The following is a 20,406-nucleotide window of genomic DNA, read 5'->3' on the forward strand; positions in this document are numbered from 1 at the left end:
CATCGGGTCGGCGCGCAGCGCCGCCCGATGACAGGCTCCGCGAAGCAACCCACCTCTCCCACGCGGGCAGAATGGATTGCTTCGTCGCTTCGCTCCTCGCAATGACGGGGATAGCTTACGATGCGGTAGCCGGCTTGCCGTAGATCACATCGGCGCGTTTTTCGAATGCGGCGGCGAAGCGTTGGAATGCGGCATCGAACATCGATCCCATCAGCATCGCCAGCATCCGGCTTCTGAACTCATATGAGATGAAGAAGCCGACATCGCACTCGGTCTCGGATTTCGGCTCGAAGGTCCAGCGGTTCTCGAGATTGCTGAACGGGCCGCGCAGATATTCGACCATGATCTTCAGGTTCGGCCGATCCAGCGTGACGCGACTGGTGAAGTTCTCGCGCACCAGCTTGAACGACACGGTCATGTCGGCGACCAGGACCTCCGTGCCGTCCTCCTTCGGAGTGCGCTGCCGGATCTTCAGCGCATGGCACAGCGGCACGAATTCCGGATAGCGCTCGACATCGGCGACCAGATCGAACATCTGCGACGCGGAGTGACGGACCCGCCGCGTGCTGGAAAACCTCGGCATCAGTGGATACTCGTCGCATGGAGCATCGGCGCGAGCTCCTTCAAATACTGGCTCGCCCGTGTCCGATCCCTGAAGCGGACAAGTGACTGGTCGGGTCGCAGGCCCTCGAAAAACTTGAGAAGCTTCGGTCGCTGCTTCTGTCGATACGTCCAGACGTATCGAAAGAATTCGAGATCGATTCGTTCCGGGCACCCCTCGGCCATTTCCGGTCGAACCTGGCCAAAGCTTCCGGCTATCCGCCTCGCGATGCCAAGCATGCAGGTCCGACGCGGAAGATCAAACCAGATGACGCTATCGCAGACCTGGCGGCGCAGCTCGCCGGCCCCATTTGAAATGTAGTTTCCGTCCATGACCCATTGCGGTCGAAGCGCCACCTCAGTCACGCGTTCGTGGAACTCCGCGTTCTCGGACGCGACCCAGCCTGGTTTCCAGTAGATCGCGTCGAGCGACACGAACGGGATTCCCGTAGTGTCTGAAAGACGTTGCGCAAAGGTCGATTTGCCGGACCCCGAGGATCCCATCACAAGAATGCGTCGCATCGGCGATCCGGCGTTAGCGCGACCGCGCCACGCGCGCCGCTTGCAGTTTGGCGAAATCGTCGCCCGCATGATGGGACGAACGCGTCAACGGACTCGCCGACACCATCAGGAAGCCCTTGGTATAGGCAACCTTCTCGTAGCCCGCGAACTCGTCCGGCGTGACGTAGCGCATCACGGCGTGATGCTTCCGCGTCGGTTGCAGATATTGGCCGATCGTGAGGAAATCGACATCCGCCGAGCGCAGGTCGTCCATCACCTGCAGCACCTCGTGCCGCTCCTCACCCAGGCCCACCATGATGCCGGACTTGGTGAAAATCGTCGGATCGATCTCCTTCACCCGCTGCAGCAACCGGATCGAGTGGAAATAGCGCGCGCCGGGCCGCACCGACAGATAGCGCGAGGGCACGGTTTCGAGATTGTGGTTGAAGACGTCGGGCTTTGCCGCCGCCACGACTTCAAGCGCGCCTTCCTTGCGCAGGAAGTCGGGGGTGAGGAGCTCGATCGTGGTCTTCGGGCAGCGCGCGCGGATGGCGCGGACGGTCTGGGCAAAATGCTCAGCGCCGCCGTCGGCAAGATCGTCGCGGTCGACCGAGGTGATGACGACATGCGAGAGCCCGAGCTTGAAGGTCGCCTCCGCCACGTGCTCCGGCTCGCCGGCGTCAAGCGCGCCGGGCATGCCCGTCTTGACGTTGCAGAACGCACACGCCCGGGTGCAGGTGTCCCCCATGATCATGAAGGTGGCGTGCTTCTTGTCCCAGCACTCGCCGATATTCGGGCAGCCGGCCTCCTCGCAGACCGTGACGAGGCCATTCTCCTTCACGATGTTGCGGGTATCGGCATAGCCGCGCGTGTTCGGCGCACGCACCCGGATCCAGTCCGGCTTAGGCGGCGACAGCGCGTCGGGCCGGTTCACCTTTTCGGGGTGGCGCGGGCGCAGCGGACTGGCTGAAATGGTGTCGATCAGGGTGACCATGGGAAATCTGCGGATCTTCGAGACTGTTAGCTAATCCGTATTGCCCGAACCCGCAACCCGGCTCGCGCATGCTAACAGAACGTGCAACATATGGGCAGCAGTCCCCCGCGTTTCCCTCTGATTCCCACCAAAATGGTTCAAAATCCCAGACTGCCGGGCGAAGCACCCATCCGCCTTGGCAAGGCGCTCAAACGCTCATTCTTTGGCCGCAGCGTGCACGAGGTCGCGCCCGACCTGATCGGCGCGACCTTGCTCTTCAATGGCGTCGGCGGCCTCATCGTGGAGGTGGAGGCCTATCACCACACCGATCCGGCCGCCCATTCCTATCGTGGGCCGACGCCGCGCAACCAGGTGATGTTCGGCCCGCCGGGCTTTGCCTATGTCTATCGCTCCTACGGCATCCACTGGTGCGTGAATTTCGTCTGCGAAGAAGCAGGCTCGGCGAGCGCCCTGCTGATCCGCGCGCTGGAGCCCACGCATGGGATCGCGACGATGCGGCGGCGACGTCATCTCAAGGAAGCGCACGCACTATGTTCCGGTCCGGGAAAGCTGACCGAAGCACTCGGCATAACGATTGAGCACGACGCCCTGCCGCTCGATCAGGCACCGTTCTCGCTGCACGCGCGCGTCGGCAGTGTCGATATTGTCGCAGGCGTGCGAATCGGAATCACAAAAGCAATCGATCTGCCTTGGCGTTATGGCATGAAGGGCTCGAAATTCCTGAGCAAGCCATTTCCAGTTTGAGTTGAAGTTGAAGCGCCATCGTAACGAGGCGCGCATCAACAATCGCAACATCGACGCAATCCTGTCACGACACGCCCACGTTGCGCGTGCAGACTGAGCGCGCGTTGCTTCGCTGCACGCGTGTGAGTTGCTTATGAATTGTGCTCTGCTGAAATGACGGAACACAACGCAGGTGAACAAGTCCTGCGCAAAATGCTGGCCACCGAAACAGCGAAATAGAAAACATAGAAACTAAGGAGCTGGCCGATGGCGGGCGTTTTTACTGTCGAAGGATTCGGATTCCCGTCCAACTACAATGGTGCATTCGTCACCAGCGCGGCGCGCGATGCCATGCAGGCAATCGCGGACACCAATGCAAATTCGATCGAGCTTGCGCCTCGGCTCTTTACGAACACGAGGCATTCGGACGATGTGTTCGCCGATCCCGGCAAGACCGAGAGCGACGCCAACATCCTTAAAGCCATCGCGGATGCGAAGGCGCTCGGCCTTTCGGTTTCGCTGAAACCCATGGTCTCCGCTCTCGATGGCTCGCTTGCACATGTGCTGACACCGGACGATCCCGCCGCCTTCTTCGCGTCCTACAAGACCGAAATCGTTCACATGGCGGAACTCGCCCAGCAAGCCGGCGTCAGCATGTTCGTGATCGGCAATGAGCTCGGCAAGCTCTCCGGTCCCGAATATCGCGACGACTGGGTGGACATCATCAATTCCGTGCGCGCCGTGTATCACGGCGAAATCACCTACGCCGCCGCCACCGATGAAGCCATCAATGTCAGCTTCTGGGACAAGGTCGATGTCATCGGCGTCAACGCCTATCCGCCGCTGACGACCGAGCGCGATCCAACCGTCCAGGAAATGGTCAACGCGTGGAACACCATGTCCACCGATGATTATTGGGCCAAGGTGATGGATCACAAATCGCCGGTCGATTTCTTCCACTCCCTCGCCCTTCAATACGGCAAGCAGGTGGTCTTCACCGAAACAGGCTATCGCAGCGTCGACGGCACCAATATCAGCCCGGGCAACCCAGGGAGCTCAACGCAGGACGTCCAGGAGCAATATGACGCGTTCAACGCCTTCTTTCAGGTGTGGGGATCGGAAGGCGGAAGCTGGTTCAGGGGCGCTTCGATCTGGAACTGGGATGCGGACAACAAATATTCACCACTCGGCTACTCACCGGAAGGGAAGCCGGCTCAGGGGCTGATCACAGAATGGTACGGCGGCGAGCGTCAGCCCCCCGGCCAGACCCTGACGGGCTCTCCGGCCGCCGATCTGATGGATACCGGCGGCGGCAATGACGTGCTGTCGGGCGGGGTCGGCAACGATACGATCAAGGCCGGCGCGGGCGACGACACCATCACCGGCGGTCCCGACACGATTCCGAAATTGACGCAAACCACCGTCACCGTGACCGGCTATGGCTCCGTGGTCGACGGCATCGGCGCGCAGATGCAGCTTCTAGTCAATGGCCAGCAGGTCGGCAACACCGTCGAGTTCCACAATGCGACCAACGCATCGGGCTTCCAGAGCTTCACCTTCACATTCGCCAACCCCGCGACGATCTCAAGTCTCGATCTCGCCTTCATCAACGACATCGCCGGCGCCAGTGGCGACCGCAACCTCTACATCAAGGACATCACGGTCAATGGCGATCATCTGTCGGTTGCCGATGCGGTCAATCCGAGCTCGCCGGGAACCTGGAATCTCTATCAGAACAAGGCGATCCATTATGACATGAGCGGCCACCAGGACCTGTTCTTTGGCGCGTCGACCGACAACGACATCATCGACGGCGGTCCTGGGAAGGATGTGATCAACGGTGGCGCCGGTGCCGACGTGATCCATGGCGGCGCAGGCGACGACACGATCAATGGCGGTCCTGGCATTGCCACCGCAACTGATCAACTCTATGGCGACGATGGCAACGACATCATCAAAGCGGGCAACGGCGATACCGGCGCCCTGCTCGACGGCGGCGCCGGCAACGACCAGCTCTATGGCGGATGGGCCGCCAACGTCATCAAGGGTGGCGACGGTAATGACTATCTTTCAGGCGGCGGCGGTAACGACACCCTCTATGGCGGCGCCGGCAATGACTCGATGAAAGGCGGTCCGGCCGCGACCCAAATGTTCGGCGATGACGGCAACGACACGCTGATGGGCGGAACCGGCAACGAGCTCCTGTACGGCGGCAGCGGCGACGACAGGCTCAATGGCGACGGCGGTAACGACACTTTGTCAGGCGGCGCAGGCAATGACATTTTCATGTTCAGCCCCGGCTTCGGCAAGGACGTCATTGTCGACTTCCAGAACACCGATGGCGCGCAGGATCTGATTCAGTTCAACCGCACGGTGTTTGCCGATTTCAACGCCGTGCAATCGCACATGGCGCAGAGCGGAACGAGCGTCGTCATCACCTTCGACGACAACAATTCGGTCGAGATCAGGAACACGACGCTCGATCAGCTCCACGCGAGCGACTTCACGTTTGTCTAGGCGCGGGTTTCGAAACGGATCGTAGGGTGGGCAAAGCGCAGCGTGCCCACCCTGACTTGCACCGAAGACTTGCACCGAACGTGCATGGTGGGCACGCTGCGCTTTGCCCACCCTACCTCTTCTCAAGAAGCCTTCTTCAGCCGCTCGAGCGCCTCGAGGATCTTTGCCTTCCGCTCCAGCGCCGCCTCGCGCTTTTCCTTTTCTTCCTCGACGATCTCTTCCGGCGCGTTGGCGACGAACTTCTCGTTGGAAAGCTTGGCGTCGACGCGCTTGATGTCGGCGTCGGCTTTCGCGATTTCCTTCTCGAGCCGCGCGCGCTCGGCGGCAAGATCGATCACGCCCTTCAGCGGCAGCGCCGCGACCTCGCCGCGCACCAATAGCTGCACAGCACCTTCCGGGGCGGCATCGGCAAAGGAGATGTCGGCCAGCCGCGCCAGCCGTTTGGCGACATCGTTCCAGCGCTGCCCCCGCGCCTTCGTCTCATCGGAAACGTCTACAAGCACCAGCGGCGTCAACGTGGACGGTGGGATGTTCATCTCCGCGCGCACCGAGCGGATCGCACTGACGAGATCAACCACCCAGCCGATCTCGGCCTCGGCTTCGGGGTCGCTGAACTCCTCCTCGGTGTCATCCTCGAACGTGCCGATCACGGGCGGAATGAGCGCGTCGGTCGGCCCTGCCAGCGAAAGCGTGGCGATCTGCTCAGGCGTTAGCGCGCGCGGCTTTCGCGGCCATGGCGCCAGCACCAGAAGACCGTCGCGCTTCGCTGTGACGTCCCAGAGTTCCTCGGTGATGAACGGCATGAACGGGTGCAGCAGCTTCAGGATCTCGTCGCGCACCCATGCGATCATGGCGCGGGTCTCGGTCTTCGCAGGCCCGTCCTCGCCCATCAACAGCGGTTTGGTCAGCTCGACATACCAGTCGCAGAACACGTTCCAGACGAAGCGATAGACCGCGCCTGCCGCATCATTGAAACGGTACGCCTCGATCGCTTCAGTCACCTCGCGGGCCGCAAGCGTCGTCTCATGCATGATCCAGCGATTCAGCGTCTCCTTTACGCTGGTCGGATCAAACCCGGCCGTCAGGGCGGCGCCGTTCATCTCGGCAAAACGGCAGGCGTTCCAGAGCTTGGTGGCGAAGCTGCGATAGCCATCGACGCGCTGCGTCGACAGCTTGATGTCGCGTCCCTGCGCCGCCATCGCCGCCAGCGTGAAGCGCAGCGCATCTGCGCCGTATTCGTCGACGAGATGCAGGGGATCGATGACGTTGCCTTTCGACTTCGACATCTTGGCGCCCTTCTCGTCGCGGACAAGGGCGTGCATGTAGATGGTCGAGAACGGCACCTCTTTCGTGAAGTGAAGGCCCATCATCATCATCCGCGCCACCCAGAAGAAGATGATGTCGAAACCGGTGACCAGCGTGTCGGTCGGATAGTAGCGCTGCAGCTCCGGCGTCTCGTCCGGCCAGCCAAGCGTCGAGAACGGCCACAGCGCGGACGAGAACCAGGTGTCGAGCACGTCTTCATCGCGGGTGATGAAGCCCTCGCGCTTGGCGGGGTCCTCCGCCATGTCGTGGCCCTGCTCCGGCGTGATGACTTCCTGCTCGACGTAATAGCCGAGCGCGTTGCCAACGGCCTCTTCCTCGGTCTCGGCGACGAAGACCTTGCCGTCGGGCCCGTACCACGCCGGGATCTGATGGCCCCACCAGAGCTGGCGCGAGATGCACCAGGGCTGGATGTTCTCCATCCATTCGAAATAGGTCTTTTCCCAGTTCTTCGGTACGAAGCTGGTTTCGCCCGCGCGCACGGCCGCGACCGCCGGTTGCGCCAGCGTCTTGGCGTCGACATACCATTGGTCGGTGAGGAACGGCTCGATGACCACGCCGGAACGGTCGCCATGCGGCACCATATGCGTGTTCGGCTCGATCTTCTCGAGAAAGCCGAAATCCTCCAGCCGCGCCACGATCTGTTTTCGCGCGGCAAAGCGCTCGACGCCGTGGAACTCTTCAGCGAACTGCAGCGCACCCTCAGGCAGGCCGCGCAGATAGTCCTCGTTGCCGACAAGCGAGAGCTTGCCCTCCTGGTCGAGCACGCTGATCTGCGGCAGCCCATGGCGCTTGCCGATCTCGAAGTCGTTGAAGTCGTGCGCCGGCGTGACCTTTACTGCGCCGGAGCCCTTCTCTGGATCGGAGTAATCGTCAGCCACGATCGGAATCCTGCGGCCGACCAGCGGCAGGATCACGTGGCTGCCGACCAGCGCACTGTAGCGCTCGTCGTCCGGATGCACGGCCACCGCGGTATCGCCGAGCATGGTTTCGGGACGGGTCGTCGCGACCACGATGAAGCTTGCGGGATCGTCAGGGCTGAACGCCCTGCCCTCGATCGGATAGCGCAGGTACCAAAGGTGGCCCTTGACCTCGACCTGCTGCACCTCGAGATCGGAGATCGCGGTGAGCAGTTTCGGGTCCCAATTGACCAGCCGCTTGTCCTTGTAGATCAGCCCTTCGCGGTGGAGTTCGACGAACACCTTCACGACCGCGCGCGACAGGCCCTCGTCCATCGTGAAGCGCTCGCGCGACCAGTCGCAGGAGGCACCCAGCCGCTTGAGCTGGTTGATGATGGTACCGCCGCTCTCGGCCTTCCATTGCCAGACCCGCTCGAGGAATTTGGCACGGCCCATCTCGCGACGGCTTGGCTCCTGCCGTTCCATCAACTGCCGCTCGACCACCATCTGGGTGGCGATGCCGGCATGGTCGGTGCCGGGCTGCCAGAGCACGTCGCGTCCGCGCATGCGCTCGAAGCGGCAGAGGATGTCCTGCAGCGTATTGTTCAGCGCATGTCCCATGTGCAGCGAGCCCGTCACGTTCGGCGGCGGGATCACGATGGTGAACGGCGCGGCGTCGCGCCGCTCGGGGCGGCCGGCCTTGAAGGCGCCGCTCTCCTCCCAGACGCGGGACATCCGGCTTTCGATATCGGCAGGTTGGTAGTTTTTCTCGATCATGGCACTACAAATGGGATGTTTGAGAGCGCTAAAAAGCCGTCCGAACGCGCCAAGTCAACCGGACCGACGCGTCCAAACCGCCATAACACCCATTCGGGATGGCTGAATTGAGGGGGCTTCGCAGCCCGAGCGGCTAGCGCCCGCGCGAAACCCGCTCGATCTCGGCTTTCACGATCCGCTCGACCAGCCCCGGCAGGTTGTCGTCCAGCCAGGATTTCAGCATCGGCCGCAGCATTTCCTTGACCAAATCCTCCAGCGTCCGTGCATTGTTGCTGAGCACGGTATTGGCCAGCGAATTGAACGCGCTTTCGACCGCGTTCATGGTCGTGCGCGACAGGATTGGCTGCTGACCATAGGAGGAACTCTCGGTCGCCGGCTCATAGGCTGACTGCCGCGGTGGAGGCGGCGGCTTGGTGGCTTCCGTGAATTCGATGTCGTCCTGCGGTTCAACTTTCTGAAAGGTCGGTGGCGGCGGCTTGGGCGTCGGTGCTGGATCCGGCAGGGCCATCTCGTCAGTCAGTTCGAATACGTCGCCATCGGGTTGCGGCGGCCTGACTTCGGCCTGCTGCGTCGCCTCATCGAGGCTCGCCAGCATGGCGTCGATGTCGTCCTGGCTGTTGGTTTTGGCTGGTGGTGGCGCCGGCGCAGGTTTTGGCGCTGGTGGTGCCGGCTTCGCTGCTGCAGGAGTCGGCGGCGGCGGAATGTCCTTCACCACCGGCTTGGGGGCAGGCGCGGCGGCGACCGCCGGTTTCTCCGGCGCCGCAACACTTGCCGGCCTGTCGTTTGCCGGCTTATCCGCGGAAGCAGGCTTGGCCTCATCATCGGCAATGATGCGACGGATCGACGCCAGAATCTCCTCCATGGAGGGCTCTTGGACCTTTGCAGGTTGCGTCATTTCCGACTCCACATCGAAATTATCCTACACCAAGCCGCACGAGATTCGGCGGTTCCGGATGAAGCGGCCGGAATTTTTCATCGCTCGAGTCCAGACTTGTCCCCAGATCAACGGTTACCGGTGCGTTGCACGCGGTGCGTTCGCCCTCACGGCAACCGATCCGCAGCGATGAACGCAAAAAGCCGTTGCGAATCGTTCTCTTGCCTATGGAAACGGTATGTCAGGGCAACAATCGATTGCAAGCAACGCGCTTCGAAGTTTTGCGGCGTCTTCATGACCACCACGCGACATATGGAGTCGGCGGCCGCGGGTGGGACAAACGAGGGCTCAGAAATGCATTGGGCCCGCTAGCCAAGCGGGCCCAATTGTCTGTTCAGAGCAATGTGGGAGCGACGATCAGCGGCCGTCGGGCGTTCGAACCCCAGCCCAGCTATCACGCACCTGCTGGTAGTGCACGCTCGCATCGTAGGTCGAGGTCGGCAGGTTGAGCACCTGGGGCTGCAGCCGGCCCACCGCCTGCAGCACGCTGTAGGAGGCGACCACACGGTCATGCTGCGCAATCACGAGAGCGTTGCGGGCGTTGACCAGGGCCTGCTGCTGGTTCAGCACGTCGAGCGTGGTGCGCTGCCCGGCCTTGGCTTCCTCGCGCACGCCGTTGAGCGCGATCTCGGATGCCGTCACCTGCGCCTGCGCGGAGGTTACTTGCGCCTTGCCCGCCAGCAACTGGCCCCATGCCGTGACGACATTGGCGCGGGCCTGGTCGCGCGTCTGTTCAAGAACCAGGCGTTGCTGGGCCAGCGATTCCTTATTTTGGCGGATCAACGAATATTCGGCGCCGCCCTGGTATATTGGCACCGCAATCTGCGCTATCGCCGACGCCTGGAACTGGCGCTGGATGACCAGCGTCTGATCGTAGGCCTGCTGCGCGCTCGCCTGCAGCGTCACGCTCGGAAACAGCGCGCCTTCGGCGATCTTGACGTTGAGGAAGTTGACGTCGACGCCAAACATCGCTGCGGTCACGTTCGGGTTCTGCGTCAGCGCGAGTTCGATGGCGGCATTGAGGGTCGGCGGCAGGAAACGGTCGACCGGTGAGCCCGGCGCGAGATTCGTCGGTTCGCTGCCGATGATGCGCCGGAAGTTCGATCGCGTCGTGGTCAGTTGGGATTCGGCCGTGAGCTGCTGCGTACGTCCGGCGGCGAGCTGAGCCTCCGATTGCGCGACGTCGGTACGCGTCACCTCACCGACATTGAATCGGTCGCGGGTCTGCTTGAGCGTCTGCTCGAGCACCCGCGTGTTGCTGCGCTGGACCTCGACGATCGCCGCGTCGCGCAGGTAGTCCATGTAGATCTGCGCGGCGCTGAACAGCACGGTCTGTTCGATATTCCGCAGCGCTTCGCGTGAGCCGGAAACCTGGCTCTCCGCGGCCCGCGTTCGGTTGCCGGTCTGAAATCCATTGAACAGGGTCTGCGAAATCGTGGCGCCGACGGCGCGCGGGGCCTGCGCTCCATGCGCAGCCACTCCACCCGAGACGGCATCAGTGTACTGATAACCGCCGCTCGCCGTGATCGACACCCTCGGCCGGTAGCCCGACAAAGCCTGCGGCACGTTTTCGTCGGTGGAGCGCACGAAGGCGCGCTGCGCATTGAGCTGCGGATTGGTCTGATAGGCACGAACCAATGCGGCCTCGATCGTGTCGGCCAGGGCCGGCGTCGGTCCCATGCACGCCAACAAAAGGACCGCTGCCGCGGCTCCGGTGACAACCTTCACCCCACGCATCCCCAATAATCCATCCATTGCTATTCACCACCCGGCTCGAGACCATGAACCGGGCGCTGCTTCGATCGAAGTGAGTCCCGCCTCACCTTATTCCGCAGCTAGGCTGGACGGAACTACCTCGCAACGGAACCCGGTGGAAACTCTTCACGTGGGGCAAACGGGCCACACTTCTGATTCAGAACGGGATTTTAACGCTTCGAATCGCCACCAAGCCGCCACGAACCGGACTTCTCCGTTCGAGCCGGCTAGGAATCCTTCCCTTGGTGTGAATCCGTATTCGCCGAAACGCCTCGAAGCCTTCCTCCCTCCGGGGCGATCCATCTTAGAACACGAAAGCCGGCACGCGCTCCAGGCCCGGCAGGAGCGGCGCCACGGCATCGAATAGCGGCCGATGCCCGAAATCCCCGTGGGTATGTGTCACGATGGCGGCCCGCTGCGGCTGCGACAAGGCAAACACCCCGACCAGCCGCCCGCCCTCGCGGAGCTGCTCAAAGAGTTCCTGCGGCACGATCTCGGTGGCACCATTGAGGAAAATGACGTCGAACGGTGCGTCCGCGGCATCGCCCTTCGCCGCCGGCGCGGCATGGACGGTCACGTTGGCGGCACCAGCCCCCGCAAGCGCGGCCTTGGCCTGGTCGGCGAGCGTCGGCTCGCTTTCGGTGGCAAACACCTCCCCGGCGAGGTGTGCAACCACGGCAGCCGCGTAGCCGGTTGCGCAGCCGACGACCAGAACGCGGTCAGTCGAATTGATCTCAGCCGCCTGCAGCATCTTCGCCATCACGGCTGGCGTGATCAGGTAGCGCTTCGTCGCCCCGCCCTCGCTGACATCGAGGTCGAGATCGAGATACGCCAGCGCGCGCTTGCTGTCGGGGACGAAAGCCTCGCGCGGCACGGCAAGCATCGCATCGAGAATACGCGCGTCGGTGACGTCACTGGTGCGCACCTGGCCATCGACCATTTTCTGGCGCGCGGTCGAGAAACCGGACATGGGCTGAAACCTGCAAGTCGTGCGGCGCGGCCGCGACGGGAGTGAGACCGCCCGTCTTTTGTAACAAGCAGGATCAAAACGCAACACGCCCGATGGGCCATACCGGCCGCACGAGCTCTTGCAGGGGAACGGCGTCTATTCGATCGCGACGGCAAGCCGGCCGATCAGCCTCGCAGCCTCGTCAAGACGCGCGGAATCGTGCTCTTCGACGATCTGCGCGAGCCGCCGGAGGCATTCGTCGTCGCTCATGGTCGGGATATCGCTCGGGACGATCGAGGGTGTTGTTTTCGGCACCTCGGTGTCGAAGACGGCCATGGAATCACCTCGCAAGGAACCCTGCTTAGCCAAGAATCGACGGTGAATGAGTCGATTTGGCGGCTGTCCGCACCAAACCCGCAAAGCGCCACGCGGATGTGATTGAGTCGCGCCCTTCAGGACGACTTGAATCGGGACGTCGGATGCGAATCCGCCTTGCCCGGGCCGCGCATACGCGAAACCAGGAGCTTAGGAGGTTCGGCTAACAGCTTGATTTAATTGAAATGTTGGCTCCCCGGGCTGGATTCGAACCAGCGACCATTCGATTAACAGTCGAATGCTCTACCGCTGAGCTACCGAGGAATAGGCGAAACCGGCGTTTCGCTTGCGGTCAGCCCTATAACAAAGCCTTCCCGGCTTGCAAAGGACCAAATGGGCTTCGCCGCACAGTCCGCAAAGATAACAGCGCGAGCCATCGGGCCGCTCGTTGCGCGGTCTGTACAATTTCAGCGGCACATCGCATCGGCAGGGTTGCTCGGCAATCGCCATTTCAGGGCTTCAGGTCGAATCTGGCCTGTCCGGTTTTTGGATCGGCGGGGACGGAAAGATGCTGGTGGATCATCTTCCATTGCCCGTCCTTCTTCTGAAACACTCTCGTGCTTCGCGACCAATTCTCAACCACCGGCGCTGAAGCCGAACGGTAGCGCATGCGGTTGAGGCCCCACGCGATGGCAATGTCATCGCGCACGATCACCTGAAGATCAGGAATGTCCCATTCGAACTCGCCCTTGATCAGGTCGAAGCCCTGCCGGCAGACCTCGCGAATAGCATCGATACCGCGGTACTGAAGTGGCGCCAAATGTTCATAGGAATGAATATCGGGATCGAGAGGACGCATGGCGCCGTCGATGTCCAGCGCCGATGAAGTGCGCAGCCAGTCGGCGAAGAGAGCGCGGACTTCCTGCTCTTCCGCGGCATGCCTGCTTATATGCGTCTCCTTCCAGGCGGTGACGTTCGAGCTTGTCAGGCGGGCGACGAGCTTGTCGAAGCATTCCTGCCAGCCCTCGGCATTGCCGTCGCGGCGCAGGCTGTTGTCGTAGCCAACCTGGCGGAACGTCATGTCAGTGCCACCGCGTGAAGCCTCGAAGGTGACGGTCATCAGCGTCTCCGGTCCTGTGTGGGCGCCATCGACCTGGGTCAGGGTCAGCACGAGCGACCTCCCCGGCACCATTTCGCGGAATTCACCGTGCTCGAAATAGACGTGCCCGGTCGAGGAGCGAAAATCGACCCGCCACTTTCCTCCCGGCCGTGCATCAATCTCGCAGCCAGTGACCTCGTAGCCGTCGGTCGCAAACCAATGCCGGATCTGTTCGGCTTCAATCCAGTTGCGATAGACGAGCTCGGGCGGGGCTGGAAACCAGCGTTGGATGGTGGCGCCCAGCGGCCTCTCCTCCAAGGTCACCTTGCCTCTGTCCATCATTCTCCTCCCGTTTGCTTTGCCAGATGGGTCTCGAGCTTGTCGAAGCGCTGCAGCCAGAGCTTGCGATAGTTGGCGAGCCAGGAATCGATCTCGATCAGCGGACTGGCAACGATCCGCGACGGACGTCGCTGGGCATCGCGGCCCTTCGTCACCAGGCCCGCCGCCTCCAACACGGCGACATGCTTGGAGACAGCCCGGGGCGTCAGCGAGAATGGCTTGGCCAATTCGGCGACCGAGGCTTCGCCCTCCAACAGTCGCGCGAGAATTGCTCTGCGGGTCGGATCAGCCAGGGCACCAAACGTGGCGCTCAACGGGTCTTGGGGCGGCATATTTGGAACCAAATAGTTCTGGAACTGACCGGTTCCTATAGGAGTGTGCGCCTTTCGTCAAGGGCGCATCGGCGCACGTGTTCGAATCGCCGGAGCCGATCCGTCAGCTTTCGGCGGTTGGATGAATCTCGTAATGAAACTTCATCTGCGTAACGGAGCCCGCATGTCAGGTTCGAGCGATTTTGCTGTAGACGGTTTCACAACCATCCCGGCGCTCTTTGAAGAACCTGACTTGCAAGCGATCGAAAAGCAGGTTCAGCGCGCGGCTCGCGCAGCCGCCGAGCAGTTGGCGGCCGACCATCCCACGAAGGACAGATCACGCTCAATGTGCGCCGTGGCGATGCAGCGGCGGTGGACTACCGTCTGCTCCATGGAACGCATCCGAACCGCAGCCTTTCACGGCGCGACGCGCTGCTGTTTTCCTTCACGCCAAATTGGCGCTTTCTTCCCGAATCCATTCGCGCGCATCTCGCAATGCATCCGGCCCTGCCAGACATTGCTGAATGGCCCACCATCGCCGAGTGGGGAGAAGGAATCTTCCCACGATACGACGGCGCGCCGACGTCCCTGCAAATCAATAGAGTGGCGCCATCGGATTTTGGTGAAGGGGCTTTGACGTAGTTTCGAGGAGAATCGCTCCGGGCCTCAAGGCTCGCCTTGAAACTTGGCAGTTCATGTAATATACGAAGTTACATGATGCCAGACAGCCGCCTCTCCTCCGTGCTTCATGCTCTTTTGCACATGGCCGAGCACGGCGAACCGCTGAACGCCGTTTTGGGCGAAGCTTTCGCCGAAGCAGAGGCGCTACTGCTCGATCGCTTCGGCGGCATCACCCTCGCCGATCTCAGTGCGGAATTCTCGCGACGTCATATGGCGCACCACAAGGAAAGGAACAGAAATGCTTCATGACGCGATCGTCATCGGTGGCAGCTACGCCGGCATGGCCGCGGCCCTTCAATTGTTGCGCGCCCGGCGCAAGGTGATCGTCGTTGACGCAGGCGCCCGGCGCAACAGGTTCGCCTCGGCATCCCACGGCTTTCTTGGTCAGGATGGAGTCGATCCAGCCGAGATCGCACGCACTGCGCGAGAACAGCTCATGGCCTATCCGACGCTCACATGGCTCGAGGGAACCGCTACCGACGCCAAGCGGCAAGGAGACGGCTTCGCGGTGACAACAGCCAACAGCGAGCTCTATCGTGGCAAGAGGCTTATCCTTGCCACCGGCGTCAGCGATGCACTCCCTCCTCTTGATGGGCTCGCCGAGCGCTGGGGCAGTAGCGTCTTTCACTGCCCCTATTGTCACGGATATGAACTGAATGAGGGACGGATCGGTGTGATCGCCACAAGCCCGGACGTGCTCCATCACGTAGTTCTGTCTACGGAATGGGGAGACGTGACGCTCCTGCTCAACGGCGCCTTCGAGCCGGACGCGGACGCCCGCGCCGAGCTTGCTGCGCGCGGCGTCACGATCGAGGCAGGTCCTATCGCAGGGATCGAAGGCCACGCAGACGTGAGGCTACAAGACGGACGCGTCCTGCCTTTCGCCGGCCTGTTCACCGCAACGCGCAATGTGCCCTCTACGCCATTGGCCGAGACGCTTGGCTGCGAATTGGAAACGACTCCGTTCGGCATCCAGATCCGAACCGACGAAAGCAAGCAAACGACGGTGCGCGGCGCCTTTGCCTGCGGAGACGTCGCGCGAGTACCGCATTCGGTATCGCTTGCGGTTGGCGATGGCGCAATGGCTGGGGTGCATGTGCACCGTTCACTGGTCTTTTGAGGGCTCAGAATCCCAGTCCACCACGCAGACACGCATCGACGACCGCAGCAGCGGTTCTATCAAATGCTCAATGAGAGGGTGAAGCGAGATGCAAAGCTCGGGCGCATCGCGCCGCGAGAACGCGGATTCACGTCAGCTGCTGAATCACACGTAGGATGGGTAGAGCGAAGCGAAACCCATCATTCGCACCGCTTGCTCCATCGCGATGGGTTTCGCTTCGCTCTACCCATCCTACAGGTCTGCTGTTTGAAATTTGAATCAGAACCTTCCCCACGTCGTCCCGGGCTTGCGCACCGCGGCAAAGCCCCTTGGCGTAGCCGGGACCCGGAACCCATAACCACGGGCTTTCGCGGGGACGACAGCGTGGCGAGCCGCGCGATCAATCGCGAACTCGGCGGCACTCACGGCCGGCGGCACACCAGATCGATCTCGATCAGTGCATCATAGGCAAGCCCGGTGACGCCGACGCAAGTGCGTGCCGGCAGGCGGTTCGGCGGGAAATAGCTGCGATAGGTTTCGTTCATCGCGGCGTAGTCTTCCTTGAAGCGCGTGAGATAGATGCGCGACATCGCGATGTGCTCGAAGCCGAGACCGAGACCCTCGAGCACAACGCGCAGATTTTCCATCACCGCCTTGGTCTGCGCGACGATGCCATCAGGCAATACGCCGGGGGTTGCGGGCGTATCCGGCATCTGGCCGGTGACGAAGACAAAGCCGTCGGTCTCGACTGCGTGGCTGAAGGGCGCCACGGGTTTTGGCCCGCCGGCGATCATGTGAAACTTCAATCTCGGTATCCTTCTGTTATGGCGACGTAGCCACGTCCTCGAACAGCCGCTTGCTCAGGATTGCGTGCACGCCCCAATTGCCATCGACGACCTGGGTGACGCCGAAATCGACCGCCGCCGACATCAGCGCGATCGCCTCGTCCTCGGTGAGACCCTTGATGTTCATCAGGAAGCGCCGCATCTTGCGGAAAGCGTCCTTCATCGCGAGGTCGAGCGAGGACGTCGCATAGACCTCGCTCTGCCCCTGCGCACCGAACTCGGCGAGATAGTTCGGATGGCTGAAGCCGGTCAACACCCAATCGGTCGCGGTCTCGATCAGGGGATAGCTGAGATCGGCAAACGGTTGGCCGGCCAGATTGCCCTTCTTGTGCAGGATCACCTGGAACGTGCCGGTCATCGAGCATTCGATCGCCGTTCCGCTCAACTCTCCGTCGCCTTGGGCTGCATGGGGATCGCCGACCGAGAGCAGCGCGCCTGGCACCGAGACCGGCAGATAGACGGTCGCCCCCTTGCCGAGCCGCCAATTGTCCAGGTTGCCGCCGAAATAGGACGGCGGTACGGAATCAACGAAGTCGAGCTCGCGCGGCGCGACCGCAATCACACCGAAATGCGGCCGTAGCGGAATGCGGATGCCGTCTAGCACGGCGTGCCGGCGCCTCACCGAACCAGGCGCGACGGGAATGCCGGGATAATCGTAGGTCGTATGAACCACGCCGAATGGATCGGTCTGCGGCTCCCAGCGGTAGGAATAGAGCGCACGCGCATGCGGCGTCTCGTCATGAAAGATCTCGTAGATCGTCACGGCTTCGCGCGGCTTGGGGCCGGCCAGGAACTCGTTGTAGTGATAGCCCCACCACGCCGCGACGCTGGAGCCGAATACCCTGCCCTCATAGTGCGGATTGCCGCTCGGCCGCGGCGCGATATCGAGGATGCGCACCTCCAGGACATCGCCGGGCTGTGCATCCTTCACGGCGATCGGCCCGGTGCAGATGTGCACGCCGAAGCCCTCGCCCGCGCCACGCCCGAACACCGAGGCGTCCATCGGACCGGCGCCGCGCCGGTCGACATTCTTGCGCTGCTTGCTCCAGCCGAACACGCTTTCGGCGCCAGGATCGCCCGCGATCATTCTATCAGGGTCGTCAGAGGCATGCTGCGTCAGGGTTTCGATCGTGATCGTGTCGCCGGAATTGATCTCGGCCTGAGGTGCAAGCGTGCGGCTGAAATAGCCCCAATGCACGCGGCTCGCGTCAACGGAGAGATGATGGTGGGCTGGGCGGCCCTCGCACTTACCTTCCTGCGCCGGGGTCGGCGTGCCAGCCGCGATATTTCTGCCGACGCTCGATGGCTGATGCGTTCGCAATTGCGCAAGCGCCTCCTGCGGCCAGCCGCGCTGACCCGCGGCGATCGACGATGGCGCTGCGCGCTCGGCCTCCTGCTGGCGAAACTCGCGCGGCGGCAGACCAAAGCGATGACGGAACGCGCGGCTGAAATGCGCGGAGTCGCTGAAGCCATAGCGATAGGCGATCTCCGAGATCGATCGATGCGCCTCCGCCAGGTTCGACAGATCGGACCAGGCGCGCTGCAGCCGGCGCTCGCGTACATAGTGCGAGAAATTGTCGCCGACGCCCTCGAACAGCTTTTGCAGGTAGCGCTCGGAAATCCCTTCCGCCTGCGCGACACGCGACGGCGCAAGCTCGGGGTTGTCGAGGTTGCGCTCGATGGTCTGGCAAATCCGGTGCAGGGTCGCAGCTTGCGTGGCGGTACCGGCGACCTCTGACGCGGGAGAGATGGACTGGTGCGCGAGCGTCAGCAGGAGATCGACGAGGCTTTGTGCAATAGCGGCCCATTCGACGTCGCTCAGCGTTTCCAGGGTGCGGGAGGTTGCATCCAGCAATCGCGAGAACACATCGGCAAAACCGGCGGGCGCGACGACGCGGGCTTCGGACGCGATCGGCCTGCCGATGAGGCGGCCGTGCCGCGCTTCGGCTGTAACTGATAGGATGATCGCCCGCATGTCGCGCTGGAACATCAGGCTCCAGTCGCCCTGGCGCGGCAGCAGCAGGAGATGGCCGACGGGAACGATACGATGGCTTCCGCCTTGCCGCAGCATCGCGCCGTCCTCGATCGGGAGCAGCACGATCGGCAACCCCTCGCCCGATTGCGGCAGCGGCGCGATCCCCTGCGATCCCGCGGCGATCCGCGTGAGCGCCACACCTACGGCGTTGCGATGCGAGGCCGTCGCGTGACCGTCGTCGAATGCGCTTGCTGAAGCCGGCTGCAGCCCGACCGCGGCCAGGACGTCCCGCCAGGCCTCCAGGCGGTCGTCGCGCGCGTAGGATTCACTCGTGAACGGACGGAAGCTCATCGGTTCGACCCAATCAGGGCCGATCGAAGCAACCCGCGTGCCAGACAAGCGCAGTCCTCCGCCAAAATGGCGGCGTCAAAACGACGCCAGTGAATTCAACCCGCGATCAAAAGCAGCCCATTCTCAATGCATTAGTCGCACCTGAAGACGTTCTTGCGGATCGTGCCGTGGACGCCCCAATTGGCGTCGACCACCTGGGTGACGCCGAAATCGGCGCCGACCGACATCAGCGAGATCGCCTCATCTTCGCTCAGCCGGTGCACGGTCATCAGGAACCGCCGCAGCTTGCGGAACGCATCGCGCATCGCACGGTCGAGGCTGGAGTGGTTGGCAATCTCCGTCTGCGCATCGACGCCAAGCTCGGCGAGATAGTTCGGATAGGTGAAGCCATAGAGTGACCAGGCATGATCAGTCTCCAGCATCGGATGCGCGAGGCCCTCGAGCGCGGTTCCGCCGAGATCATTCTTCTTGTGCAGGATGAATTCGAAATCCCCGGTCAGCGAGGTCTCGATCGCGGTGCCGCCGAGTTCGCTGTCGCCTTGCGCGGCGTGGGGATCGCCGACCGAGAAGAACGCGCCGAGGACGGCCACGGGATAATACATCCGCGCGCCCTTCCCGATCCGCCAGTCGTCGATATTGCCGCCGGTATAGCTCGGCGGGATCGAGCTGACATAGTCGGCCTCCGACGGCGCAAGCCCCATGGTTCCGAAATGCAGCCGCGCCGGCACCTTGACGCCGGTGAGGATGTTCTCGCGCTTGCGGATGGTCGCATGGTCGACCCGCACGCCGGGATAGTCGATGGTGGCGTGCACGATGCCATCAGGGTCGGTCTGCGGCGTCCAGACGTAGTTGTAGACGGCTTTCGCGAACGGCTCGCCCGAGGTGTCGAGCTCGAAGATCGTGATCACCTCGCGCGGCTTCGGCTCCTCGATGAGATCGTGATAATGGAAGCCCCAATTGGCTGCGGCGTTCGAGCCGAAACAACGGCCGGCGTGGCAGGCGCTGCAGCTCGGGCGCGGCCTGATGTCGAGGATCCGCACCTCCAGGACGTCGCCGGGCTCGGCGTTTTCAATTGCGACCGGCCCGGTGAGAAGGTGCACGCCAAGCCCCTCGCCGGCGCCGCGAATGAACGGCCCCTCGGTCGGGCCGGAGCCGCGGCGCGCCACCCTCTTGTGCTCACGTGTCCAGTGGAACACGCTCTCGGCGCCTGGATCGCCGGCGATCATCCGCTCGTAATCGTCGTTGGCGTGATGGGTCAGCGTCTCGATGGTGGCGCGGTCGCCCGAACGCAGCGTCAGCGCCGGCGCGACCTTCTTGCTGAAGTAGCCCCAGTGAACGGTGGCCGGCGAGACCGGCAGGGTAAAGTGCCTCATGCAAGTGCCTCTTCAGGGGATCGGAACGATCGAAGTTCTGGCGCGT

Annotated in this window: 18 protein-coding genes and 1 tRNA gene; 5 read left to right on the forward strand and 14 right to left on the reverse strand. The window is 62.6% G+C overall.

What is annotated here, in order from left to right:
* Positions 1-115 precede the first annotated feature (115 nt).
* From OZ411_RS01795 to lipA, 3 genes are all read right to left on the reverse strand, one after another.
* Positions 116-583 (reverse strand): SRPBCC family protein, encoded by a 468-nt coding sequence (locus OZ411_RS01795; RefSeq protein ID WP_130581685.1) that lies wholly within the window; start codon positions 581-583, stop codon positions 116-118.
* Positions 583-1,035 carry a DNA topology modulation protein gene (locus OZ411_RS01800; RefSeq protein ID WP_245476607.1) on the reverse strand — a complete coding sequence of 151 codons (453 nt, stop codon included), beginning with the start codon at positions 1,033-1,035 and terminating at the stop codon, positions 583-585. Before OZ411_RS01800 ends, OZ411_RS01795 begins: the two co-directional genes overlap by 1 nt.
* A gap of 100 nt (positions 1,036-1,135) precedes the next feature.
* The gene (lipA, locus tag OZ411_RS01805) at positions 1,136-2,095 is read right to left on the reverse strand and encodes a lipoyl synthase (RefSeq protein WP_130581687.1); all 960 of its coding nucleotides are present in this window, start codon (positions 2,093-2,095) and stop codon (positions 1,136-1,138) included.
* Positions 2,096-2,227: 132 nt separating this feature from the next.
* On the opposite strand from lipA, the gene OZ411_RS01810 reads away from it, so the two are divergent.
* Both OZ411_RS01810 and OZ411_RS01815 read left to right on the forward strand, forming a co-directional pair.
* On the forward strand, positions 2,228-2,839 hold the full coding sequence (locus OZ411_RS01810) for a DNA-3-methyladenine glycosylase (RefSeq protein ID WP_130581688.1): 612 nt from the start codon (positions 2,228-2,230) through the stop codon (positions 2,837-2,839).
* Positions 2,840-3,085: 246 nt separating this feature from the next.
* Complete coding sequence (locus OZ411_RS01815; RefSeq protein WP_282526551.1) at positions 3,086-5,335, forward strand: carbohydrate-binding domain-containing protein; 2,250 nt, start codon at positions 3,086-3,088, stop codon at positions 5,333-5,335.
* Between the two features lie 122 nt (positions 5,336-5,457).
* Here OZ411_RS01815 and OZ411_RS01820 read toward each other — a convergent pair whose 3' ends face one another.
* The 8 genes from OZ411_RS01820 to OZ411_RS01855 all read right to left on the reverse strand — a co-directional run bounded on the left by OZ411_RS01820 (position 5,458) and on the right by OZ411_RS01855 (position 14,057).
* Entirely contained in the window at positions 5,458-8,334 is a 2,877-nt protein-coding gene (locus OZ411_RS01820) for a valine--tRNA ligase (RefSeq protein ID WP_282526552.1), read from the reverse strand.
* Between the two features lie 133 nt (positions 8,335-8,467).
* On the reverse strand, positions 8,468-9,229 hold the full coding sequence (locus OZ411_RS01825; RefSeq protein WP_282526553.1) for a DUF2497 domain-containing protein: 762 nt from the start codon (positions 9,227-9,229) through the stop codon (positions 8,468-8,470).
* A 396-nt stretch (positions 9,230-9,625) separates the two neighbouring features.
* Positions 9,626-11,005: a TolC family outer membrane protein gene (locus OZ411_RS01830; RefSeq protein WP_130581692.1), complete on the reverse strand. Its 1,380-nt coding sequence runs from the start codon at positions 11,003-11,005 to the stop codon at positions 9,626-9,628.
* A 322-nt stretch (positions 11,006-11,327) separates the two neighbouring features.
* A complete protein-coding gene (locus tag OZ411_RS01835) occupies positions 11,328-11,993 on the reverse strand; it encodes a protein-L-isoaspartate O-methyltransferase (protein ID WP_130581693.1) in 666 nt (221 codons plus the stop codon).
* Positions 11,994-12,128: 135 nt separating this feature from the next.
* Positions 12,129-12,308, reverse strand: coding sequence for a hypothetical protein (locus tag OZ411_RS01840; protein ID WP_130581694.1), 180 nt, complete (start codon positions 12,306-12,308; stop codon positions 12,129-12,131).
* A gap of 228 nt (positions 12,309-12,536) precedes the next feature.
* Positions 12,537-12,611 (reverse strand) — tRNA-Asn (locus OZ411_RS01845).
* A gap of 187 nt (positions 12,612-12,798) precedes the next feature.
* Positions 12,799-13,725 (reverse strand): SRPBCC domain-containing protein, encoded by a 927-nt coding sequence (locus tag OZ411_RS01850; RefSeq protein WP_282526554.1) that lies wholly within the window; start codon positions 13,723-13,725, stop codon positions 12,799-12,801.
* Entirely contained in the window at positions 13,725-14,057 is a 333-nt protein-coding gene (locus tag OZ411_RS01855; protein ID WP_282526555.1) for a metalloregulator ArsR/SmtB family transcription factor, read from the reverse strand. The genes OZ411_RS01850 and OZ411_RS01855 overlap by 1 nt, the downstream gene beginning before the upstream one ends.
* A 133-nt stretch (positions 14,058-14,190) precedes the next feature.
* Between OZ411_RS01855 and OZ411_RS01860 the strand changes: the two genes are divergently transcribed.
* From OZ411_RS01860 to OZ411_RS01870, 3 genes are all read left to right on the forward strand, one after another.
* The gene (locus tag OZ411_RS01860) at positions 14,191-14,673 is read left to right on the forward strand and encodes a hypothetical protein (protein WP_282526556.1); all 483 of its coding nucleotides are present in this window, start codon (positions 14,191-14,193) and stop codon (positions 14,671-14,673) included.
* A gap of 77 nt (positions 14,674-14,750) precedes the next feature.
* A complete protein-coding gene (locus OZ411_RS01865) occupies positions 14,751-14,966 on the forward strand; it encodes a hypothetical protein (RefSeq protein WP_282526557.1) in 216 nt (71 codons plus the stop codon).
* Complete coding sequence (locus tag OZ411_RS01870) at positions 14,956-15,837, forward strand: NAD(P)/FAD-dependent oxidoreductase (protein WP_282526558.1); 882 nt, start codon at positions 14,956-14,958, stop codon at positions 15,835-15,837. Before OZ411_RS01865 ends, OZ411_RS01870 begins: the two co-directional genes overlap by 11 nt.
* A 401-nt stretch (positions 15,838-16,238) precedes the next feature.
* Here OZ411_RS01870 and OZ411_RS01875 read toward each other — a convergent pair whose 3' ends face one another.
* From OZ411_RS01875 to OZ411_RS01885, 3 genes are all read right to left on the reverse strand, one after another.
* Positions 16,239-16,622 (reverse strand): RidA family protein, encoded by a 384-nt coding sequence (locus OZ411_RS01875; RefSeq protein WP_282526559.1) that lies wholly within the window; start codon positions 16,620-16,622, stop codon positions 16,239-16,241.
* A gap of 16 nt (positions 16,623-16,638) precedes the next feature.
* Positions 16,639-18,987, reverse strand: coding sequence for an acetamidase/formamidase family protein (locus tag OZ411_RS01880; protein ID WP_282526597.1), 2,349 nt, complete (start codon positions 18,985-18,987; stop codon positions 16,639-16,641).
* A gap of 131 nt (positions 18,988-19,118) precedes the next feature.
* A complete protein-coding gene (locus OZ411_RS01885; RefSeq protein ID WP_282526560.1) occupies positions 19,119-20,360 on the reverse strand; it encodes an acetamidase/formamidase family protein in 1,242 nt (413 codons plus the stop codon).
* Positions 20,361-20,406: the final 46 nt, after the last annotated feature.

It is taken from the genome of Bradyrhizobium sp. Arg237L (assembly GCF_029990105.1).
GTDB lineage: Bacteria > Pseudomonadota > Alphaproteobacteria > Rhizobiales > Xanthobacteraceae > Bradyrhizobium.